The organism is Mucilaginibacter inviolabilis, assembly GCF_011089895.1.
Taxonomy (GTDB): Bacteria; Bacteroidota; Bacteroidia; order Sphingobacteriales; family Sphingobacteriaceae; genus Mucilaginibacter; species Mucilaginibacter inviolabilis.
Window position 1 is genome coordinate 3,230,278 of record NZ_JAANAT010000001.1, and the last position, 23,612, is coordinate 3,253,889.

A 23,612-nucleotide genomic window follows, 5' to 3' on the forward strand; every position below is an offset into this window, starting at 1 on the left:
ATCTCACATCTCATATCTCAAAAAATGAAAATACTGATAAGGCTGCCCAACTGGCTTGGCGATGTGGTGATGAGTACCGCATTTGTTAACGCAGTTAGTCAGCTTTATCCTGATGTTCAGATCGATGCTATCATCAAAAAAGAGCTCGGTAATATTGCTCCTCTTATACCAGGCTTAACTCAAATCCACCTTTTTTCAAAACAGGAATTTAATGGTCTTGGCGGTGCTTATCGTTTTGGTAAAAAATTAAAAGCCGAAAAGTACGACCTCTTTTTTAATCTGCCTCAATCGCTTTCGTCCCTGGTGATGGCATGGGCTACAAAAGCAAAAAAACGGGTTGGTTTTGGCAAGGAAGGTGGATCCCTTTTGTTAACCAACTCACTCAAAAAGCCCGCAAACCTGCACCGCGTTGACGAATACGTATCCTTACTGGAGCAATTTACCGGCAACGCGATAGCTCATAAAGAGGTAACATTAAATGCCCCTGCAACAGAACCCAAACAAAACAACCGGGTGCTGATCAATTTTAATTCCGAAGCATCATCACGCCGGATGCCTTTGGATAAGGGGCAAACGTTGCTTAGTAAATTAACTGCCGCTTTTCCGGATATCACTTTTGGTTTGATCGGTTCGTCTAAAGAGGCCGACTTTGTAAGCCAGCTCATTAATGGTTCTGAAAATCCGAAAAGGTTGGAAAACTATGCCGGCCAAACTGACTTACCGGGTTTATGCAGCCTGATGGCTCAAAGCACAGCCATATTAACAACCGATTCAGGTCCGGCTCATTTAGCTAACAGTGTGGGTACGCCTGTCATTGTATTGTTCGGTGCGGGCAATGAGCATAATACGGCACCTTATAATAAACAAAATTTAACCGTATTGCGTTATGGTAAACTAACCTGCGAACCCTGTGTACGCAATACCTGCAAGCTTTATGGTGTTCCGCGTTGTATGGAACTGCTGGATGAATTACAAATTATAAATGCATTAAGCCAATATATTAACCATGCTTAAAGAAGAAGTTACCAAAGCACTAAAAATAGTACAGGAAGGCGGCATTATCCTTTACCCTACCGATACCATCTGGGGTATTGGCTGCGATGCCACCAATACCGAAGCCGTACAAAAAATATATCGCCTGAAACAGCGTGATGAAGCCAAAAGCATGATCATTTTACTGGATACCGAAAACAAGCTGGAAAGCTATGTACAGGAGGTTAATGCCCTGGCTTATGATTTAATTGAATATGCCGAAAACCCATTGACCTTGGTTATGCCAGGCGCCAAAAATATTTCACCGGCTTTAATAGCCGCGGATGGCAGCATTGGTATCAGGATAACCAGCAATGAGTTTTGCCAGCAACTGATACAGCGGCTGCGTAAACCACTGGTGTCAACCTCGGCCAATATCAGCGGCAAACCATCTCCGCAATATTTTTCACAGATCGATCAGGAGATCATTGACGGTGTTGACTACGTAGTTGATATTGATCAGCACAGCAAAGAGATCAAAAATCCGTCAACCATTATGAAACTGGCACCCGATGGTACGTTTGAGTTTTTACGACGCTAAAAAAGAGAGTCAAGAGGTTAGAATCAGGAGATAAGATTCAAAAGGATAAGAGAAAATCAAGGTAATCCAAGAATCCTGTCAATCATGGTTCAGACAATTTAAAATTTACCATTACCTTTGACCTTCGTTTTAGAATTTAGGTTTTAGAACTTTGAATTTTATTAAACTACATGAAAGCCCATCTGCAGCATCCCGTATTTTCTACAATATCAAAACTTGCAGCTCAGCACAATCTGCAGGTTTATGCTATCGGGGGCTTTGTACGCGATATTTTCCTTAATCGCCCATCAAAGGATATTGATATTGTTATTATAGGCAATGGTATCGCTTTTGCCGAAGCTGTAGCGGCTAAATTAAAAGTAAAAGTTGCCGTGTATAAAAATTTCGGCACGGCATCACTTAAGTATCAGGATCTGGAAATAGAGTTTGTTGGCGCCCGTAAAGAATCATACCGACGTGACTCCAGGAAACCTATAGTAGAGGACGGCACTTTGGAGGACGATCAGAAACGCCGCGATTTTACCATCAACGCGCTGGCTATTTCTCTCCATCCGGATACTTTTGGCGATCTGCTCGATCCTTTTAATGGCATAGCTGATCTGGAACAGAAACTGATCCGGACACCACTTAACCCGAACGAAACCTTTTCTGATGATCCCTTGCGCATGATGAGGGCCATCAGGTTTGCAACGCAGCTTAATTTCCGGATAGATGACATAGCTGTAGAAGCCATTAAAAATAATGTCGATCGCATCAGCATCATATCCCAGGAGCGTATCACCGACGAATTGAATAAGATCATCTTGTCGCCCATACCTTCTATCGGTTTTAACTATTTATTTGATACCGGTTTACTGCACAAAATATTTCCGCAGATGACTAACCTCTACGGGGTTGATTATATCGACGGCAAGGGTCATAAAGATAATTTTTATCATACCCTGCAGGTATTGGATAATATTTGCGAAACCACAACTGATCTCTGGTTGCGCTGGGCGGCTATATTACATGATATTGCCAAACCGGCCACCAAACGTTTTGAACCTGGTCACGGCTGGACGTTTCACGGTCATGAAGATCGTGGCGCCCGCATGGTACCTAAAATATTTGCCCAGTTAAAATTACCGCTTAACGAAAAAATGAAGCAGGTACAAAAACTGGTGCAATTGCATTTGCGCCCTATCGTATTATCACAATCTATCGTTACCGACTCAGCCGTACGCCGGTTGCTTTTTGAGGCAGGCGACGATATTGAAGGCCTGATGTTGTTGTGTAAAGCAGACATCACCACCAAAAACGAATATAAAGTAAAAAAATACCGTAACAATTTTGAGTTAGTTCAACAAAAATTAAAAGATGTTGAAGAGCGCGACAATATCAGAAATTGGCAACCACCCGTTACCGGCATTGATATTATGCAACTTTTTGGCCTTAAAGAAGGGCGTGAGGTTGGAATTATCAAAAATCAGATACGCGAAGCCATATTGGAAGGCGAAATTCCAAACACCCGTGAAGCTGCTTTAAGCTTTACAATTGCCAAAGGTTTAGAAATTGGCTTAAAAGTTGTGGCAGACACAAAATTGAATTAAAAGATTATTTTTGTTCCCAAAATTCACAAAAACAATGGCACTATACAGGTTCAGGGTAACTTTCGAAGATTATGATGATGTAATGAGAGAGATTGATGTTAAATCAAATCAAACCTTCGAGGATCTCCACCGCGCAATACACCAATCGACGGGTTATAATCCCGAGTTTTCATCTTCTTTTTATATCAGCAATGATCAATGGACAAAGGGTGAAGAAATTACTTATTTACCCAATCAAAAAAGGATAGATCGTGGCGTATCATTAATGAACAATGTAAAACTGCTGAGTTTTATTGACGACCCGCATCAAAAATTTTACTACACTTTTAATTTCGATCGTCCTTTTGATTTTCACGTCGAACTGATGAAGATCATTCTTGACGAAACACCTGGTACTATTTATCCTGCAGTTATAAAATCTGTAGGCGAAGCACCAAAACAATTCGGTAACGTATTTAACCCAACTGTTATACCACCTACCAACGAAGATTTCGACTTCCTGAACGAAATGACTTTTAATCCCGAAGATGCTGAAGATTTCTCGGAAGTAACGGATACAGAAGTTGATGATCTGCCGGAAGAAAAACACGAGGCCGAAGAGGAAGAAGAAGATGAGTTTGGTAACGAATTTGCCGACGACGAAGGTTTTGATGAAGATGATCGCCCGCATCGTGGTGGTGGCGATGACTATTAATTAGTTGCTTCGCAGTTCATGGATCATGGTTAATGGTTCATTGTCAGAAAATACAGATTTTATAGCCTTGAGAAAGTGACTATGATCTATGAACCATAAGCTATGATCTCCCCTACCAAAACCCTTATTGTAGTTGCAGGCCCCACGGCTGTAGGTAAAACGGCAGCAGCCATTGAACTGGCTAAGCATTATCATACGGTAGTGATATCTGCCGATTCCAGGCAATTTTTCAGGGAAATGAGTATCGGTACCGCCAAACCCAGCCAGCAGGAATTAGCAGCCGTAAAACATTATTTTATCGATTCACATTCCATAACCGAACCATTTTCTGTTGGCAATTTTGAGAAACAGGGGCTCGCTTTATTGGATGAGCTATTTAAAACACACGATCAAGTTGTTTTAGCTGGGGGCTCGGGATTATATATCAAAGCAATATGCGAAGGTTTTGACGATTTGCCTACGGCCGATGCTGCTATCCGGGAAAGGCTAAACCAGGAGTTAGAAGAAAAAGGGATTTCTTATCTACAACAGAAATTACTATTGGCCGATCCGGCTTATTATAACGAGGTAGATCTGGGCAACCCTCAACGCATCATTCGGGCTTTAGAGGTTTTTGAAAGTTCGGGCAAGCCTTTCTCATCATTTCGCCAGGCTACTGTGAATAAAAGACCATTTAATATCATTAAACTGGCGCTCAACCTGCCCCGGGAAGTATTATATAACCGTATTAATGACCGGGTTGACCTGATGGTACAGCAAGGATTATTAGCCGAGGTAGAAGCATTACTCCCATCCCGGCATCTCAACGCTTTGAACACAGTAGGTTATGCTGAACTATTTGACTATTTTGATGATAAAACCAGTCTTGAGAAGGCCATTGAAATGATCAAACAAAATACCAGGCGATTTGCCAAAAGACAACTCACCTGGTTTCGTAAAGACAGTTCTTTTCATTGGTTCCAGGCCAGTGATCCGGATTTGATCGGTCAAATGATCGACGCGGTGGAAGGTCAGCTTCAAAAGTAAGACTTACGAAGTTTTGAAAACTTCGTAAGTTTGGCTGTTCTATAATGAATTTACGATAACAGGCTTTGTAAGTAAGCCCCGTAACCGCTCTTAATATATTTAGCAACCAGCACTTTTAACTGCGCATCATCAATAAAACCGCGACGGTAAGCTACTTCCTCAATACAGCCAATTTTGGTCGACTGGCGCTTTTCAATTACGCGTACATATTCCGTAGCATCGCTTAAGGAATCAAAAGTTCCGGTATCCAGCCAGGCAGTACCCTTATCCATTACCCCTACATGCAAGTTACCTTGCTCCAGGTAATACTTATTTACATCGGTAATTTCATATTCACCGCGTGGCGAAGGTTTAAGATACTTAGCTATCTGAATAACACTGTTGTCATAAAAATACAATCCCGGTACCGCAAATTTTGATTTGGGCTGGGTTGGTTTTTCTTCGATAGATAAAGCTTTAAAATCGGCATCAAATTCCACCACACCATACCTTTCCGGGTCGGCAACGTGGTAGGCAAAAATAGCCGCGCCATCTACATTATTAAAGCTACGGATCAGTTCACTGAAACCTGTTCCGTAAAATATATTATCGCCCAAAATAAGAGCTACTTTATCGTCGCCAATAAATTTTTCGCCTATTACAAAGGCTTGTGCCAGGCCATTTGGCTTTTCCTGTATGGCATATTCAAATTTACAACCCAGTTCGGCACCATCGCCCAGCAAGCGTTTAAAGCCTTCATTATCTTCGGGGGTAGTAATGATCAGTATTTCCTTGATATCGGCCTGCATTAAAACCGACAAAGGATAATAGATCATGGGTTTATCATAAATAGGCATCAACTGTTTACTGATTGCTCTGGTAATTGGATAAAGCCTGGTACCCGACCCACCCGCTAAAATAATTCCTTTCATTAGTTAGATTGATTTTTATTATAGTTTTTAAAAGTAGTTATTTTTTACGCATAACCTATAAGTAGGTTGCTGTAATAACACATTTTAACAGTAGCATATTATTATTTGTGTTTAACAGCATTTTGTTTAATATACCAATAACATATTAGTCATATTTATAGTTTATATAAAACTTCTTTTGATTTTGCCTCTCCCTCCCATTTCATGAAATGGTGTTAATTTTCAGGTTTAAAATAGATTAGATAACGAAAAAATGCGCATAATTTGCTAATATTGCAGTTTGATTGCCAAATACTACTATTTAGGTGGATTTAGGGGTTTTCATTTAAACATGCATAAATATTATCTTACTCATCTGCAGGAATTAGAATCAGAAGCTATATACGTTATACGCGAGGTTGTAGCCCAGTTTGATCGCCCTGCTATATTGTTCTCCGGCGGAAAAGATTCCATCGTGGTAACTCACCTGGCCCGTAAAGCTTTCTGGCCTGCCAAAATACCTATGCCCCTTATCCACATTGATACCGGGCATAATTTTCCCGAAACCATGGCGTTCAGGGATAGCCTGGTAGCCGATCTTGGGGTACAACTTATAGTGGGTTCGGTACAGGAAGCCATTGACAAAGGCCGTGCTGTGGAAGAAAGTGGCATAAACGCAAGCCGTAACGAACTACAGATAGTTTCCTTACTGGATACCATCGAGAGCCACAAGATAGACGCAGCGATTGGCGGAGCACGTCGTGACGAGGAGAAAGCGCGTTCAAAAGAACGTTTCTTTTCGCACCGTGACGAGTTTGGCCAATGGGATCCGAAAAACCAACGTCCGGAACTTTGGAACATTTTCAACGGCCGCAAACGTATGGGCGAACATTTCAGGGTATTCCCCATCAGTAACTGGACAGAAATGGATATCTGGAATTACATACTGCAGGAAAATATTGCCATCCCTTCCCTTTACTTCGCCCATAACCGTGAGGCTGTTTATCGTGATGGTACCTGGCTGCCGGCATCAGAGTTTTTAGCATTACGTGAAGGAGAAAAAATTGAGAATAAGCTGATGCGTTTCCGCACTTTGGGCGATATCACTATAACCGGTGGCATTGAATCGGATGCGGATACATTGGAAAAAATAGTAGCAGAAGTATCAGCCACCCGCAGTACCGAACGTGGAAACAGAAGTGATGACAAACGCTCTGACACTTCTATGGAAGACAGAAAAAAACAAGGTTATTTTTAATTTTAGTATCAAGTAGCTAGTATCAAGACAGTCTCAAAAAGGGGAGTTAATAATTTTCAAAAATCTTGATACCTGATACTAGCTACTTGATACCAACCACCACCACATAAAAAATGGAACTATTACGTTTTACAACAGCAGGCAGTGTAGATGATGGAAAAAGCACATTGATCGGCAGGCTATTATATGACTCCAAATCGATCTTTGAAGATCAGATGGCAGCCGTAAAACAATCGAGTGAGCGGAAAGGCTTGCAGCATATCGATCTTTCTTTGCTTACCGATGGTTTACGGTCTGAAAGAGAACAAGGTATTACTATCGACGTCGCCTACCGTTATTTTGCCACGCCTAAACGTAAATTTATTATTGCCGATACCCCGGGGCATATCCAATATACCCGTAATATGGTTACCGGCGCATCTACAGCTAATTTAGCTTTGGTGCTGATAGATGCCCGTAAAGGTGTTGTGGAGCAAACCTGCAGGCACTCCTTCATCGCGTCGTTATTAAAGATTCCCCATATTATTGTATGCATCAATAAAATGGACCTGGTTGATTATTCCGAAGAAGCATTCAATAAAGTAGTTGAACAATACGAAGATTTTGCAGCCAAGATAGATGTTACCGACATCCGCTATGTACCTATCAGCGCGCTGGAAGGTGACAATGTGGTGAATGACTCTGTAAACATGCCATGGTATAAAGGCGAGAGCCTGCTGCACACCCTGGAAACTATCCACATAGGCAGCGATGAAAACCACTCAGACGCACGTTTCCCGGTACAAACAGTAATACGCCCGCACGCGGCCGAATATCATGACTACCGCGGTTATGCCGGTCGTATTGCCGGTGGTATCTTCAAACCCGGCGACAAGATCACCGTTCTGCCATCAGGTTTAACATCAGTTATCAGATCTATCGATACCTACTCGGGCTCCGTTGAGGAGGCTTTTGCGCCTATGTCTGTATCTATTACCCTGGAAGATGATATTGACATCAGCCGCGGGGATATGATCGTTAAAGACGACAGTGAACCCGAGGTAAGCCAGGACCTGGATGTAATGCTTTGCTGGATGGCCGCTAAAGGCCCAAGGCCGGGAGCGAAATACCACTTAAAGACTACTACCCGTGAGGTAATGGCTATTATTAAAGAGGTAAATTACAAGTTGGATATCAATACGATGGAAAAACTGGAAAATGCCGGCGATATCAAAATGAATGAGATGGCACGCGTGCGCCTGCGCACCACCCAACCTGTTGTATTTGATGAATATCGTAAAAACCGCATCACCGGCTCACTTATCCTGGTTGATGAAGCCACTAACGAAACCGTAGCCGCGGGAACAATATTGGTTTAGTCCCATATTTTATTGGACATTTTTTCCAAAAAGTGGGTTTACACTTTTTGGGCAGAAAAATTTATAATTAATTGATTATCAATAATATAATATCATGTTAACCCTAAAAAGTGTAAACCATGTAAACCCACTTTTTTAACAAAATGGTACACTAGTCGGGATTTAAAAAACAAAGCCCTGTTTCTTAAAAGAAACAGGGCTTTGTTTTTATGATGCTAATCAAAAGCTCCTCCTTCAGGGAGCTGGAGGGCTAAGTTTTTCTAAACAAGTTATCAGGCTATCTCTCCAGTAAGGTATCTGGATATTAAAAGTAGCTTTGATCTTTGCTTTATCCATTACCGAAAATGCAGGTCGGGTAGCTCTTGTTGGATATTCGCTGGTACGTATAGGATAAGTTTTCACCTGAGTTCCTGAAAGATCAAATATTCCTTTTGCAAAATCATACCAGGAGGTTACCCCTTCGTTGCTGTAATGATAAATACCGAAGCTTTCGCTGCCCGAGGTAATGATATCCAGTATAGCAGCAGCTAAGTCAATAGCATAAGTAGGCGTACCTACCTGGTCGGCTATAATTTTCAGTTCATCGCGTTCGGCACCTAACTTGAGCATAGTCTTCACAAAATTATTCCCATATTCTGAGTACAGCCAGCTGGTGCGTATAATAAAGTGTTTTGGTAAAATGTTTATAACATCCCGTTCGCCTTCTAATTTGGTAAGGCCATATATGCTTATCGGATCAGCTGCGTCTGTTTCAACAAGCGGATAAGGTTTATCACCTTTAAAAACAAAATCTGTTGAGGTATGCACCAATATCGCTCCGTATTGCTTACAGGCCTGCGCCAGATTAGCTGCCCCGGTTTTGTTTATTTTACGAGCCGTATCCACATCATCCTCTGCTTTATCAACGGCCGTGTAAGCCGCACAGTTAATTACATAAGCAGGCTTGTATTGTTCAAATACCTTTGCTATGGCATCAGTATCCAGGATATTAGCTTCTGCTTCCGGGGGAAAAATAATGGTACTTATACCTTTTTCGCCTGAAACCTTTTTGAGGCATTGCCCCAGTTGTCCAGACGCTCCGAAAACCACAATGTTTTGCATAGTTGTGTTTGTTTTATTATTAAAATCCCAGATCGGTAAGTTCCTTTAAAAAGGGTAATTGGTTGTCTTTATCCGCAACTATCAATTCATCATTAGCCAACTGCCAATTGATATTTAAAACAGGATCGGCATAGTTCAGGCCGCCTTCGGCTTGTGTATTATAAAAGTTATCGCATTTGTATTGAAAAATTGCGGTATCGCTTAACACAACAAAACCGTGAGCAAAGCCCTTAGGTATGAAAAACTGCTGATGATTATCTGCCGTTAATAATACGCTATAATGCTGGCCATATGTTGGCGAGTTTTCACGCAAATCAACAGCCACATCCAGCACTTCTCCTTGCGTTACTCTTACTAATTTTGCCTGTGCATGTTCTCCTTTTTGCAGATGGAGGCCGCGTAATACTCCTTTTGTTGAGAATGATTCATTATCCTGTACAAATTGAATTTTCGCACCAACAGCATCACTGAAAGTTCTTTCATTAAATGATTCGAAAAAATAGCCCCGGTCATCGTTAAAAATACGTGGCGTTAAAACAATAAGCCCCTCAATCGGGGTTGGAGTAATAGTCATATATTATTGATGCTTTTCTTAGATAAAACAGGATATGCAAAACTATCACATATTATTAAAGTTGCGGCTTACTATTCAAAAATGAATAAAAATGCATGCTAAATATACTTGGCCCCGAATTTAGCTTTTACATCAGCCACTACTTGTTTTACATTTTGTTCCTGATCTCGCGGACAGATCAGCAACGTGTTGTTGGATTCTACCACGATAAAATCATGCAAGCCCTGCAATATTACCAGCTTCTCGCCCGGTACATTCACCATACAGTTCGAGGAATCATACATGATCACCTTTTCTGACGGGATCACCGCGTTGCCTACATAATCTTTCTCGGCCAGATCATAGATCGAAGCCCAGGTACCCAGGTCGCTCCAGCCAAAAGCCGATGGCAGCACATACACGTTATCTGCCTTTTCCATGATCCCGTAATCGATCGATATATTGATGCATTGCTGGTAGGCTTTATGCACATAGCTCTTTTCTTCTTCGGTATTATACACCGGTCGGGCTTCGGCAAAGATCTCGTGCATCTCGGGTAAATGACGACCGAAAGCCTTAACAATGGCCTTGGCCGACCATACAAAGATGCCCGCGTTCCATAAAAAATCACCGCTCTGGATAAAGGTTTTGGCTATCTCCAGCGTGGGTTTCTCGGTAAATGTTTTTACTTTATGAAAATCATGGTCAATAGCCTGATCGGTATACTGGATGTAGCCATACCCTGTATCGGGCCTGGATGGTTTGATACCCAGGGTAATTAAACTATCGGTTGATGCTGCTGTTTGCAGTGATTTCTCGATGGCAGTCACAAAGGCTTCCTCATCCAGGATCTGCTGATCTGATGGCGCTACCACGATAACCGCCTCCGGGTTCAGGTTTTCGATCTTGAAGCAGCCATAAGCCACACAAGGCGCCGTATTACGCATTACCGGCTCTGTCAGTATCTGGCTATCGGCCATATCCGGCAGCTGCTGTTTTACCAGTTTGGTGTAATTCTCATTGGTTACTACATAAATGTTTTCTTTGGGGCATATTTTCAGAAAACGCTCGTAGGTGTTTTGGATCAGCGTTTTGCCTGTTCCCAGGATATCTATAAATTGTTTAGGATACGATGAACGGCTTATCGGCCAGAAACGGCTCCCGATGCCGCCCGCCATGATGATCGCATAATTGTTTTTATTCATGTGGTAGTAGGGAGGTTAATAATACGTAATGTTAAATACAAATAGCAAAACCAAAAGTACGGAATAAAAAAGCAGTTACGAATTTCGTAACTGCCGGTAAAATTAAACTTCTTCAAATGATGTAGCTCACTTTTCTAAAACATTAGTACCTATTGATCGCACCTGGAATCCTATAGCTCTTAATTTATCAGCATCAAGTAAGTTTCTTCCGTCAAATATTTTAGCGGGTTTTAACATATTGTCGTAAATCCTTTGCCAATCGTACCCTTTAAATTCATCCCACTCTGTTAAAACAGCAATAGCGTGCGAACCTTTACAAGCCTCATAAGGATCTGTAATAACCTGAACTCCGGCTTTATTCTCCTCAGCTCCACGGGTATTTAAATAATCCAGATCATTATACACCTGACTTCCAGGAACCTTAGGATCATATACAGAAATATGGGCCTGCTCATTCAATAAATGATCGGCAACATAAATAGCAGCAGATTCCCTGGTATCATTCGTGTCTTTTTTAAATGCCCATCCAAAAAAGGCAATCTTTTTACCATTAACGGTATTATATAAATTCTTGATGATCTGATTTGCAAAACGCCTCTTCTGATGATCATTCATAATAATAACCTGCTCCCAATAGTCGGCAACTTCTTGTAAGCCGTAACTACGGGCTATGTAAACGAGGTTTAAAATATCTTTCTGAAAACAGGAACCCCCAAAACCTACAGAAGCTTTTAAAAATTTAGGTCCTATTCTGCTGTCAGTACCAATAGCCTTAGCTACTTCATTGATATCGGCTTCAGTTTGCTCACAAATTTCGGTGAGCGAATTAATAGAAGAAACCCGCTGAGCTAAAAAAGCATTGGCAGTTAGCTTTGATAATTCTGACGACCATACATTAGTAGTTAATATTCGCTCTTTAGGAACCCAGTTGGCATAAATATCAACTAAAGCCTGTACTGCTACCTTACCTTCCGGCGTGTTATCACCACCTATTAATACGCGATCGGGGGCATCAAGATCTTCAACAGCAGTCCCTTCAGCTAAAAACTCAGGATTTGATAATATCTGGAACTGAACTCCATTACCTGTATGGGTAAGAATATCCTTTATTGCACTCGCGGTTCTTACCGGTAAAGTTGACTTTTCAACGATAATCTTATTATCTTTTGAAATATTTGCAATTTGCCTAGCGCAAAGCTCTATCCATTTAAGGTCGGCAGCTTGTCCTTTTCCGGCACCATATGTTTTGGTCGGCGTATTAACTGATATAAATATCATCTGAGCCTCGTCTATGGCTTTATCTACTTCTGTAGAAAAAAACAGATTTCTTCCACGTGCTTCAGCAACTACATCACTTAAACCAGGTTCGTAAACCGGGATATTATTTACATCCTCATCATTCCAGGCTTTAATACGGGCTTCATTCAAGTCAACTACCGTAACTTGAATATGAGGGCATTTTTTGGCTATCATAGCCATTGTGGGGCCGCCCACATATCCTGCACCTATGCAGCAAATTTTTGTAATATTTTCCATCTGTAAAATTGACTATTAAATATTCATAGCTAATCGAAAGATAATGACTATTGCTTAGATAATTGATAAACAATTGGCAATTACCTTTTTTATTTAGTTAAGCTGATTTTTATAGGTATCTGATTTAAAAATCGAATTAGGTATAATCTGTTAACGATGAGATGCATCCGGCTTTATTTAAATACAAAACACCTATTAATGCTATTTATTATAGTACGCAAAATCCTTGTGGTTTATTTCTTTTTCGGGCAGAGATTTAAAATAATCTAGCGTGATCTTCAAACCCTCGCTCCGGGATACTTTGGGCTCCCAGCCTAAAATGGCTTTGGCTTTAGTGATATCCGGCCGGCGTTGTTTAGGATCATCAACCGGCAATGGCAGGCTGATGAGTTTTTGATCGGTACCGGTTAGCTTGATAATCTCTTCGCCAAATTGTTTTATTGTGATCTCATCGGGGTTACCGATGTTTACCGGCTGTGCATAATCACTGTGCAGCAGGCGGTAGATGCCTTCAACCAGATCGTCTACATAACAAAATGAGCGGGTTTGTGAACCATCGCCAAACATGGTTAATGATTCGCCCCTCAAAGCCTGACCAATAAAGGCGGGTAATACACGTCCGTCATTTAAGCGCATACGGGGGCCATAGGTGTTAAAGATTCGCACAATACGGGTTTCCAGTCCGTGGAAGGTATGGTAAGCCATAGTTATAGCTTCCTGGAAGCGTTTGGCTTCGTCATAAACACCACGTGGCCCAACCGGGTTTACATTGCCCCAATATTCCTCGGGTTGTGGGTTTACGTTAGGGTCGCCATAAACTTCTGATGTAGAGGCAATCAGCATCCGGGAACCTTTGGCACGGGCCAGCCCAAGCAGGTTATGGGTACCCAGCGAACCCACTTTTAGGGTTTGGATCGGTATTTTTAAATAATCAATCGGACTTGCCGGCGATGCAAAATGTAGTATATAGTGAAGTTCGCCGGGAACATGCACAAATTTGGATACATCATGGTTGTAAAACTCAAAGTTCTCCAGTTTAAACAAGTGCTCAATATTACGCAGATCGCCGGTAATCAAATTATCCATACCAATTACATGGTAGTCTTCTTTGATAAACCTATCGCACAGGTGCGAACCCAGAAAGCCGGCTGCTCCGGTTATTAATATCCGTTTACGAGTTGACATATTTTGATTGTTCTCCTCACAATTTATCAAGGAAATCCTGATAAGCTAATTTTATACCTTCTTCAAGCTCAATTGTATGTTTCCAACCTTTACTATGTAACTTAGAAACATCCATTAACTTTCGTGGAGTTCCATCTGGCTTTGTTGTATCAAAGTTAATTTCTCCATTGTAGCCAATTATATTTTTAATTAAGATTGCCAGATCTTTTATAGAAATATCCTCCCCTGTGCCAATATTCACCAAACCAGGTTCATCATAATTTTGCATTAAATAGTAACAAGCTTCTGCCAAATCATCTGCAAATAAAAACTCTCTTTTAGGTGATCCGGTACCCCAAATAGTAACATTGGTTAAGTTTTGCTCTTTTGCTTCATGAAATCGACGAATCAAAGCAGGCAATACGTGTGAATTTTGGGGATGATAGTTATCGTTATACCCATACAAATTTGTAGGCATTACCGATATAAAATTACAATTATATTGATCACGATACGCATCGCACATTTTTATACCGGCAATTTTTGCAATGGCATATGGTTCATTTGTAGGTTCGAGTAAACCTGTTAACAGATACTCCTCTTTTAGAGGCTGAGGAGCCATTTTAGGATAAATGCAACTTGAACCCAAAAACAAAAGCTTCGTTACCCCATTAACATATGATGAGTGAATGATATTATTTTGTATCTGCAGGTTCTCATATAAAAAATCGGCGCGATAGGTATTATTGGCAATAATACCGCCCACCTTAGCAGCAGCTAAAAATACATAATCCGGTTTCTCTACAGAAAAAAACTCAGTAACAGCTTTCTGATCACGAAGATCAAGATCTGATGAATTACGAGTTATAATATTTCCAAAACCTTCTTTAATCAATTTCCGATATATAGCAGACCCAACCATACCTTTGTGGCCGGCTATATATATTTTAGAAGTTTTCTCCATTTTGTTTATTCAAACTGGTTTCTAATCGAGTAACCCGAATCTTTCAATAATTTTTCTCTTCTGAAGAGATCTACATCGGCTGCAACCATTTCACGTACCAAATGCTGAAGATCATATTTTGGCTGCCATCCTAGTTTGGTTTTTGATTTAGTAGGATCGCCTATTAAGAGATCAACTTCTGTAGGACGAAAATATTTCTCATCAACAGCAACTACTTCTTTTCCAATTTCAATTTGAAAATCGGGATTAGAACAACTAACTACGTAACCTTTTTCAGCTGCACCCTCGCCTTTAAATTCAATAGCTATACCTACTTCGGCAAATGCAAGCCTTACAAATTCACGAACTCTGGTTGTTACACCAGTAGCTATAACATAATCTTCTGGCGTTTCCTGTTGTAAAATCAAATACATGGCCTCTACATAATCTTTGGCATGTCCCCAATCTCTTTGTGCATCAAGATTCCCCAAAAACAACTTATCCTGTAATCCCATTGCTATTTTAGCCGTTGCCCTTGTTATTTTACGGGTAACAAACGTTTCGCCACGTAAAGGGCTCTCGTGATTAAACAAGATACCATTGCAGGCATAAATCCCGTAGGCTTCTCTATAATTTACCGTTATCCAGTAAGCATACATTTTGGCTACCGCATAAGGAGAACGGGGATAAAAGGGGGTGGTTTCTGATTGCGGAACCGCCTGAACCAAACCATATAATTCAGAAGTAGAAGCCTGGTAAATTTTAGTTTTCTTTTCCAGTCCCAAAATACGAATGGCCTCTAACAACCTTAAAGTGCCTATACCGTCTGCATTAGCTGTATATTCAGGCGTATCAAAGCTAACTTTTACATGCGACATCGCACCTAAATTGTATATCTCATCGGGTTGCACCTGCTGAATAATTCTTATTAAATTGGTGCTGTCACTCAAATCGCCATAATGGAGTATTAACCTCTGGTCGTCATCATGTGGATCCTGATATAAATGATCTATTCTGTCTGTATTAAACAAAGAGCTTCGGCGTTTAACTCCATGAACTTCATATCCTTTTGATAATAACAATTCAGTTAAATAAGCTCCGTCTTGACCGGTTATACCTGTAATGAGGGCAATTTTTTTCATAGTTTATACTGTAGTGACCTAAATTATTTGACCTATAACAACATTTACAATGCAAAGTTTGTAATAATTTTATTTTTACTATATTTAGTAACAAAAACATTGCAAGATAACATTAAAATTGCTATTCAATTGAAATTTTTACAAAATCAATAAAACTGTCTACACTAGAATTTCTGGAATATTAAATATATAATACCAGTTTTTTACAACTGTAAACAATGAATTTATTGAAAAAATAAAATAACAAAAAAATAACAATTGCATTCATTAAATTTAATGCTCTAAATAATATCTTTGCTACAATTTATACCCCTAATTAAAATGAATAGACCCGGACTTATCATCATAGCATTGCTATGTTTTTTTTCTTGTAGCAAGAATACTCAACAAACCGACCCAGCGTTAATACCAGACGTAAGTAAGCCTATTAATTTAAATCTTACGATAGATCAAAAAAATCCAGGTCTGGTCATCCCAAAAACATTTGAAGGATTAAGTTACGAAGTAGAAATTCTTACTCAAAATCCAGATTTTTTAAATGAACAAAATTCAGCAGTAGTCCAGTTATTTAAAAATCTTGGGCCAGGTGTATTACGTTTCGGAGGTAATACCAGCGACAGAATTCCATGGACTGGTAACTCACGTACCATTACTAATGGTGTAAACTCGCTAAATACAACTGATATCGACCGAGTGGCGAAATTTACAACCGCTACAGGATGGCCTGTTATATTTGGATTAAATTTGGGAGCGAATGATCCCAAAAGTGCAGCAGAAGAAGCAAAATATATTGCAGCTACATTAAAAGGCAACCTTAATGCCTTACAAATGGGAAATGAGCCCGATTATTATATGTTCGATAAACTACGAAAATCTAATTATGGCTATGCAGATTTCATTGGTGAATGGAAGAGCTATTATTCGGCAATTAACTCAGTTAGCCCACGGCTTCCGTTTGCGGGTCCAGATGTTGGATATAATACCGGGTGGATAGAAGCTTTGGCAAATAACGAAAGAGGCATTCTCCGTTTAATTGATCAGCATTATTACGCCTATAGCCAGGCCGTAAAACCAAATGTAGCATACAATGATATTTTAATAAAAGACCAGGGCTTAGACAAGTATTTCCAGGTTCTTCATGATATCTCAAAAAGAGTTAATTTACCTTATCGCATTACGGAATGTAATAGCGTTTCTTATGGTGGTAAAGTCGGCGTGAGTGACGTATTTGCTTCAGCATTGTGGGGACTTGACTTTATGTGGCAGGCAGCTCAAAATAATTGTGCAGGTGTTAACTTTCATACCGGTATTAAAACAGACCAACACTACACCGCCATAACTATTGATAATGGTTCACTAACCGCAAGACCATTGTATTATGGTATGCTAGCTTTCAGATATGCCACTAACAGCAATGCCTCCATTGTTCCGACTGTTATTGATAATAACACCTATAATTGTAATGCCTATGCTTGCGTACAGGCCGATGGTAGCTACGCAATAACAATAATAAATAAAGAAGTATCTAAAAACTTTTCTGTTAACGTACAATTAAGTAAATCTGCTTCAACAATATCAATTGCCAGATTAACTGCACCTCTGGTAACTTCAGCTACAGGCGTAAGATTCGCAAACAGTCAGGTTAATACCGATGGTACCTTCAAACCAAACATTACTGAACAGTTTGTCATCAATAAAGATACCTTTACCATTAACATTCCTGCATCAAGCGCAGCTGTAATTAAGGTACAAACAGCTTCCAATACCTCAGTACAATAAATACTGGTCGGTTTTACAAAATATCAACAACAGATTAGTAGAATTTACCTGATCATTATGAAATTAATTACTTTGAAAAGTAATTAATTTCATAATGATCAGATTTCGAAAGAGGTGGTTTATTGGCCCACTGGGTTTAAGAGAGGTTCTTAAGAGTGACTTATTAAGGCAAACTTAGTTAAGAACTCATTCATCACATTATCAATATTGAGATATTTCAAAGCATATTCACGTGACTTTTGTTTCTTTAATTCAAAGTCTGCATCAAATTTCATTTCAACTATCGCTTTGCATAGTAACTCAGTGTTTTCGGGTTCAATAATGTACCCTAAATTATATTGATCAATTGTTTTATAAAGTGATGTACCTTCAGGTGCTGTTACTAAACTTATCCCGCCAACAGCTAAAATCGTTGTAAGTTTTGATGGCATAACCAAATCACTTGCATTTGATTTCTGCAAAATTAAATGTAGATCGGCCATATTTAAAAACTCATTAAATACATCCATTTCCTGAACTGGCAAAAAAGATACGTTAATTAAGCCTGCAGTATTGGCCATTTCAATTAATTTTTCTTTATATGGGCCTGAACCGCAGATAACGAACTTTATTTTGTCATTATTAATTAATTTTTCGGCTGCATATAAAATTGATTCCAGGCCTTGTTTTTCTCCTATGGCACCAGAATAAAGAAAAACCTTATCATCAGCTTGAAAACCCCATTTTGTTTTTAGCTCTCCTCTATCTGTTATTGGAAAGAACCGATTTGTATCAACCCAATTTGGAAAAAACTGAACCTCTCTTTGAGCCTTTTCAGTAATTTTTTTGATCATACCTTCCGAGATACTGCTTACAAAATCAGCCTTATCCAGAACTTTTTTTTCAATTTTATATAGTCTTTCAAATAGTTTAGTACTTGAAAGCATATTCAAATCCTGCGCAGCTTCGATTTGCAAATCCTGAACATGATACAATAACTTTCCACCAGTATATTTTCTGATCATTAAACCCAGGTATGCCAGGTGAAAAGGAGGAGCTACTGTAATAATAAGATCAAACTTGTTCTTTTTTACAATCAATTTTAAGATAGTCCAAAACATAGAGCTCCAAAATGATAAATCCTGAATCATCCTTTTTAATCCTGTTGGTTTAGAAGGGACGTAAGACGGACAACGATAAACCGTCATTGAAGATTCGCTCTGATTGTAGTTAACAAACTCCTTTTTATACCATCTATTCTTATACGGACTCTGTACTTTCCAATAGGGATAATAAGGATAGGTTGTTACCACAGTACAATCAAAACCATTTCGGGCAAGCCAGTCCATCATTTCTCCATTATATTTTCCGATACCCGTAGGTTCCGGAGAAAAATTGTGACTGATAAGTAAGATCTTCTTTTTATTAAACTGTTTTTTAAAATCCACTAACTCGTTAGTTTAATCTATATGGTATATAAACAAATTAACCTGTAGCAATTTGCCTGCTAAAGGAAATAATAATAATCTCTGGTTTTATTTATTATTAACAGCAAAGCCGCTGTATACATTAAAATTAAAGCTTTTAGGGGCCGATATAATGTCTTCACCCTGTTGATTTATAATAGTAGTACCACTCCTTACTACTTTAAAAATCTGTTGACCTGCCTGGAATGGTATCCTTGTATTGTTGATTCCTATACCCAGATCATAGCTTGTAACAACCCCGCCTGAACTAACAACAAGCGTTGCCGGCGACCGTAAAAAAGATGTAACGTATATTATATCATCAACCTTCCCTATACGGCTACGAACCATTCCTTTTGGATCAGCAGGGGTAGCATTTTTTGATTGTGTACGATAGAAGTAAAAGATTTTATCTTTATTAATTGCTGGCTTTACTCCATTTTTATACCATTGAATATAGTATTTACTCAATTCTGCAAAACCTTTATGAGACTTATAGAATCCCTTTTCCGGATGCAATTGCTTTAATGGGAATACGTAATCATCAATATTATCTATAGGTGAAAAGTAAGTTCCCTCTGTCCAATCATTCCATGTTGATAACTCTACCCAATCAGGCTTTTGGGATTTAATAATGGATTCCCATTGCGAAATTATCCCCTCGCCACCATTATACTCATAATAACGCCTACCAGCAGTAGGTTGCCTATCTCCCCAGTACTGGGGAGATACAAATGACATAAATGTCATTCTGTTTTGATGTAATACAGAAGCACTTGCCTCGGCAGCATCCAGATTCGATCCTTTAATATTTTTGAATGGCAAACCAACTGCACCAAAATAGAAATATCCATCTATATAATTTTTCCAATATGCGTTATAATTTTGCACGATGGTTCCATAGTCGGGAATTTCTGTTGCATAAGACCCTACTTTGTTATAAAGAAATGGTACAAAATAAACGTTATACCCTTTCTTTCTTAAATCTGTAATTACACTCCTAAAAAAATCGCCCCCGCCCCACGCTGATAAAAATGGTCGGTTGTTATACTTATAATAGTTTTGATTACCGGTATAAGTTTGAACCATATCCTCAACCTGATCGCTGGTAATACCACAGCATTTATCAACAGAGAAAAATAAATTAAAGTTAGTCCCGAGTTCATTTGCTGCCTGAAATAACTTTGATACATGTAACTTGTATGTAGCATCCCAACTTCCGCAATTAAGGGCAAATCCATCAATTCCTAAATTTTGAGCATCCTGAATATCTTTCTTATATCCATCAACACTGCCATTATCATAGGATGTAAAACAAACCATATAATGTGCAAAAACCTTTTTGGCTTGCGCGTAAACATATCCGTTTAACAGCAATATGTTAAGCATTATTAATAAAAAAACTTTTTTCATCTTAAATAATTTTGTTTTATTAAAAATTAATACGTTGATGCACACATAGGCGTGCAATAATTATTGTGTAAACAGGATTAAAATACTTATTTTATTTAATTACATACCGCACATTTAAGATATACCTGTTTAGGTAACCTCAATCCCCCGCTCCTTGCTTATTTTACTACTATACTGGAAGTACTTTTTAAATTTCAAAATATTAGCCTCAAAGAGGTAATAACTAAGAGTCGCAATGATATAAGCTGAGCCCATGTCAAACAACAAATTTAGACCTATATTATTAAATTGTAAATGTTTACGATGAAATATTGCAAAAAGCGTTGGATGATAAACGTACAATCCATAGCTTATTTTTCCCGTATAGGTTAATGGTTTTGACGTTAACAGTTTATTGAGAAATGTTGCTTTTAATGAAGATGCAACAACAAAGCCTATAAATCCATAATATGCAACCGCAATTAGCGGAATTTTAATTATCTGTATAAAAACATTGCCAGTCCCTCCAACAAAACGCCAAAGTATAACAGTTGGTATAATGGTAGCAGTAAAAAGTAGCCCATAATGCTTTTTGTTCATACCTTTTAATTCTGCCAAAGCTAATAAAGACCCAAGCGCTAACGAATCCATATTAGAGAAAGTAAAATAGAAAGATTCATAGCCATTTTTGATTAATAGAAATCGAGATATAAAGCCTAACGCAAAAATGATCCACACCGATATCTTTATTTGTTTTACATTAAGATAGTATATCAGCAAAGGCCAAAAAAGATAAAAATGCTCCTCAACTGCTAATGACCATAACTGACCTGGCCCCACACACCCCCAGTTAAACGTAGTTCCAAAATTTTGTAAATAAACCCAATAATACCACTGCTTGTGGAATGGAATAAAAGGCTCTTTTAATAAAATGGGCAAAAGAAAATAGCTAACTACAAGAAAAAAATAATATAATGGAAAAATTCTTAATGAACGGCGAATATAGAATGCACTAAAATATCCTTCATGATTTTTAGTTGATAATAAAATTCGGGTTATTAAAAATCCTGACAATACAAAAAAAAGAGTAACACCTGTTTGTCCGAATCTGGAAATATTTTGCAGTTGTTTCAATAACGTATGATGAGTTGACGGCACTTCCAAAACTTGAAAAAAGTGAAATATCATTATCATTATCGCAGCTATACCCCGTATACCGTCTAACTCATGTATATGTTTTAATTTCATTTGAATATTTTATAGCAAATGTTCTAATTAATTTTTTTTATATTCCTGAGCCTGACAAATATAGCGGGGTTTCCAGCATATATTTTAAATTCATCTAGGTGCTTATTGGCAACTGAATTTACCGCTAAAATTGCATGTGACTTACAAACTACCCCGGGACATACTACGGATTGGGCTCCAATCCATACTCCATTTTCAATATGTATTTTCCCTAAACGATATGGAAAAGTATCTATAGTATAATCGTGATTACCTGTCAATAACATCGCTCCTTGGGATAATGACACATTATTTCCGATAACAACATCTTCCAAATTATCAATCCAGACAGACTCTCCTATCCAGCAATTATCACCTATTGTAAGCCTCCAGGGATTTTTAATCCTTACTTTTGGTTTTATAACCAACCCTTTACCTACTTTTGCCCCAAAAAGTCGTAATAGAGAAGCTTTTATACCGTATGGCCATGGGAACGAACTATTAAGAAGATAATAATTAAAGAAATACCAAATCAGCACTTTCATTTTTCCAGCACCTACTTTATAATCACCAATATCAAATTTTGAAAGATCAGTCTCCATTTTTTGTAAATAACATAACTATTGATTGGTCATAAAACTCAAACTGCTCTAACAACCTTTAATATGTTCTCTGTAAATTTCGCTTCTGTGAATTTAGAAGAGGTATATTCCATATTATATTTTGAAAATTTATTCACGTAAAAACCCAAATTCTTATTTATATTCTCTAAAACCGCCTGAATTTGTACCGGAGATTTCCCATCAATTAAAAATCCATTTAAATCGGTTATAATGTCAGGTATACCAGCATGTTGAGTGGTTAAAATTATATTCCCGGTAGCCATACCCTCTAATAAAGAAATTGGTTGTCCTTCCATTTTATAGTAGGTGGGTAATACAAAAACGTTTGCTTCCAATAGCCTTTCTTTTTTTGTTAAACCCGTAATTGTTCCTACGTACTCTATTTTATCTCCCAGTTTAGCTATTCCGGCTGCTACCTCTTCGCTAATTTCGGCCTCAATAACGCCTGCTAATACTACTTTGAAATCTACGGCTTGTTTATCCAAAACCAACAATGCATCCAAAAGATCAATTATCCCTTTTTCCCGCATCAAGTTACTCAAATAAATTATTCTGATTTTATCCGTATTCTTTTCGTGTCGACTCAATCCAAGCAAACTATCACTTACAAAGTTTTCTACAATGTGTAGTTTTTCATCAGGCAACAAACCGGTAAAGTTTTTTAATAACGACTTTGATAAAACTATACCAGCTGCGGCATGAGATATTAAATAATGAAATATTTTACGTTTTACACCAGTGAGTCTTTTATATTCTGCACCTAAGTAATTACCATGCAAGTGTATTATATAAGGTTTACGAAACAAGATAGCTATAAAAATAAATGGCGCATATTTAACTATCCCAAAAAAGGTTTGTCCAGGAGTAAGGTAAATCACATCGGATGATATTACTTTTCCTGCTTTTAAATAAGTGTGTATAAAACTAAAAGCTTTTCTGATAGAAAATTTAGTTCCTTGATTTGAAGATATAGACTTAGTGCTGGTATCAATAATTTTTGTTTCCAAATTCTCCTTTTTGAAATTCCTCAACAAAATTTCGTTTGCGTAGGAGCATCCATTTATAGGTAAAGGAAATGGGCCGATAATTAAAACTTTCATTAATTTTTTATTTA

21 protein-coding genes are annotated in these 23,612 nt (G+C 38.5%); 8 read left to right on the forward strand and 13 right to left on the reverse strand.

Going from position 1 to position 23,612, the window contains the following annotated elements; all coding sequences use genetic code 11:
* The first annotated feature begins 24 nt into the window (after positions 1-24).
* The 5 genes from G7092_RS13215 to miaA all read left to right on the forward strand — a co-directional run bounded on the left by G7092_RS13215 (position 25) and on the right by miaA (position 4,882).
* Entirely contained in the window at positions 25-1,014 is a 990-nt protein-coding gene (locus G7092_RS13215; RefSeq protein WP_166090032.1) for a glycosyltransferase family 9 protein, read from the forward strand.
* A complete protein-coding gene (locus G7092_RS13220; protein WP_202985269.1) occupies positions 1,007-1,573 on the forward strand; it encodes an L-threonylcarbamoyladenylate synthase in 567 nt (188 codons plus the stop codon). Before G7092_RS13215 ends, G7092_RS13220 begins: the two co-directional genes overlap by 8 nt.
* 170 nt (positions 1,574-1,743) lie before the next feature.
* Entirely contained in the window at positions 1,744-3,162 is a 1,419-nt protein-coding gene (locus G7092_RS13225; protein WP_166090034.1) for a CCA tRNA nucleotidyltransferase, read from the forward strand.
* 34 nt (positions 3,163-3,196) lie between these two features.
* Positions 3,197-3,856, forward strand: coding sequence for an IS1096 element passenger TnpR family protein (locus G7092_RS13230; protein WP_166090036.1), 660 nt, complete (start codon positions 3,197-3,199; stop codon positions 3,854-3,856).
* A 102-nt stretch (positions 3,857-3,958) separates the two neighbouring features.
* Positions 3,959-4,882, forward strand: a complete 924-nt coding sequence (gene miaA, locus G7092_RS13235; protein ID WP_166090037.1) for a tRNA (adenosine(37)-N6)-dimethylallyltransferase MiaA — start codon at positions 3,959-3,961, stop codon at positions 4,880-4,882.
* A gap of 50 nt (positions 4,883-4,932) precedes the next feature.
* Here the strand turns inward: miaA and rfbA are convergent, their stop codons facing one another.
* Positions 4,933-5,793, reverse strand: a complete 861-nt coding sequence (gene rfbA / locus G7092_RS13240) for a glucose-1-phosphate thymidylyltransferase RfbA (RefSeq protein ID WP_166090039.1) — start codon at positions 5,791-5,793, stop codon at positions 4,933-4,935.
* A gap of 331 nt (positions 5,794-6,124) precedes the next feature.
* Between rfbA and cysD the strand changes: the two genes are divergently transcribed.
* Both cysD and cysN read left to right on the forward strand, forming a co-directional pair.
* A complete protein-coding gene (gene cysD, locus G7092_RS13245; RefSeq protein WP_166090041.1) occupies positions 6,125-7,030 on the forward strand; it encodes a sulfate adenylyltransferase subunit CysD in 906 nt (301 codons plus the stop codon).
* A 113-nt stretch (positions 7,031-7,143) separates the two neighbouring features.
* Complete coding sequence (cysN, locus tag G7092_RS13250) at positions 7,144-8,388, forward strand: sulfate adenylyltransferase subunit CysN (protein ID WP_166090043.1); 1,245 nt, start codon at positions 7,144-7,146, stop codon at positions 8,386-8,388.
* A 234-nt stretch (positions 8,389-8,622) separates the two neighbouring features.
* Here the strand turns inward: cysN and rfbD are convergent, their stop codons facing one another.
* From rfbD to gmd, 7 genes are all read right to left on the reverse strand, one after another.
* The gene (gene rfbD, locus G7092_RS13255) at positions 8,623-9,489 is read right to left on the reverse strand and encodes a dTDP-4-dehydrorhamnose reductase (RefSeq protein WP_166090045.1); all 867 of its coding nucleotides are present in this window, start codon (positions 9,487-9,489) and stop codon (positions 8,623-8,625) included.
* A 19-nt stretch (positions 9,490-9,508) separates the two neighbouring features.
* Positions 9,509-10,063, reverse strand: coding sequence for a dTDP-4-dehydrorhamnose 3,5-epimerase (rfbC, locus tag G7092_RS13260; RefSeq protein ID WP_166090046.1), 555 nt, complete (start codon positions 10,061-10,063; stop codon positions 9,509-9,511).
* A 98-nt stretch (positions 10,064-10,161) separates the two neighbouring features.
* Entirely contained in the window at positions 10,162-11,247 is a 1,086-nt protein-coding gene (locus G7092_RS13265) for a mannose-1-phosphate guanylyltransferase (RefSeq protein ID WP_166090048.1), read from the reverse strand.
* Between the two features lie 126 nt (positions 11,248-11,373).
* Entirely contained in the window at positions 11,374-12,783 is a 1,410-nt protein-coding gene (locus G7092_RS13270) for a UDP-glucose 6-dehydrogenase (RefSeq protein ID WP_166090050.1), read from the reverse strand.
* A gap of 201 nt (positions 12,784-12,984) precedes the next feature.
* Positions 12,985-13,968: a UDP-glucuronic acid decarboxylase family protein gene (locus G7092_RS13275; protein ID WP_166090053.1), complete on the reverse strand. Its 984-nt coding sequence runs from the start codon at positions 13,966-13,968 to the stop codon at positions 12,985-12,987.
* Between the two features lie 16 nt (positions 13,969-13,984).
* Positions 13,985-14,911 carry a GDP-L-fucose synthase gene (gene fcl / locus G7092_RS13280; protein WP_166090055.1) on the reverse strand — a complete coding sequence of 309 codons (927 nt, stop codon included), beginning with the start codon at positions 14,909-14,911 and terminating at the stop codon, positions 13,985-13,987.
* 5 nt (positions 14,912-14,916) lie between these two features.
* A complete protein-coding gene (gene gmd / locus G7092_RS13285; RefSeq protein ID WP_166090057.1) occupies positions 14,917-16,032 on the reverse strand; it encodes a GDP-mannose 4,6-dehydratase in 1,116 nt (371 codons plus the stop codon).
* Between the two features lie 321 nt (positions 16,033-16,353).
* Here gmd and G7092_RS13290 point away from each other — a divergent pair, with 321 nt between their 5' ends.
* The gene (locus G7092_RS13290) at positions 16,354-17,811 is read left to right on the forward strand and encodes a glycosyl hydrolase family 79 C-terminal domain-containing protein (RefSeq protein WP_166090059.1); all 1,458 of its coding nucleotides are present in this window, start codon (positions 16,354-16,356) and stop codon (positions 17,809-17,811) included.
* A gap of 149 nt (positions 17,812-17,960) precedes the next feature.
* Here the strand turns inward: G7092_RS13290 and G7092_RS13295 are convergent, their stop codons facing one another.
* The 5 genes from G7092_RS13295 to G7092_RS13315 all read right to left on the reverse strand — a co-directional run bounded on the left by G7092_RS13295 (position 17,961) and on the right by G7092_RS13315 (position 23,598).
* Positions 17,961-19,238: a WcaI family glycosyltransferase gene (locus G7092_RS13295; protein ID WP_166090061.1), complete on the reverse strand. Its 1,278-nt coding sequence runs from the start codon at positions 19,236-19,238 to the stop codon at positions 17,961-17,963.
* Between the two features lie 87 nt (positions 19,239-19,325).
* Positions 19,326-20,669, reverse strand: coding sequence for an endo-1,3-alpha-glucanase family glycosylhydrolase (locus G7092_RS13300; RefSeq protein ID WP_166090063.1), 1,344 nt, complete (start codon positions 20,667-20,669; stop codon positions 19,326-19,328).
* Positions 20,670-20,798: 129 nt separating this feature from the next.
* The gene (locus G7092_RS13305; RefSeq protein WP_166090066.1) at positions 20,799-21,896 is read right to left on the reverse strand and encodes an acyltransferase family protein; all 1,098 of its coding nucleotides are present in this window, start codon (positions 21,894-21,896) and stop codon (positions 20,799-20,801) included.
* Between the two features lie 23 nt (positions 21,897-21,919).
* On the reverse strand, positions 21,920-22,477 hold the full coding sequence (locus tag G7092_RS13310) for a WcaF family extracellular polysaccharide biosynthesis acetyltransferase (protein WP_166090067.1): 558 nt from the start codon (positions 22,475-22,477) through the stop codon (positions 21,920-21,922).
* Between the two features lie 38 nt (positions 22,478-22,515).
* Positions 22,516-23,598, reverse strand: coding sequence for a glycosyltransferase family 4 protein (locus G7092_RS13315; RefSeq protein ID WP_166090070.1), 1,083 nt, complete (start codon positions 23,596-23,598; stop codon positions 22,516-22,518).
* Positions 23,599-23,612: the final 14 nt, after the last annotated feature.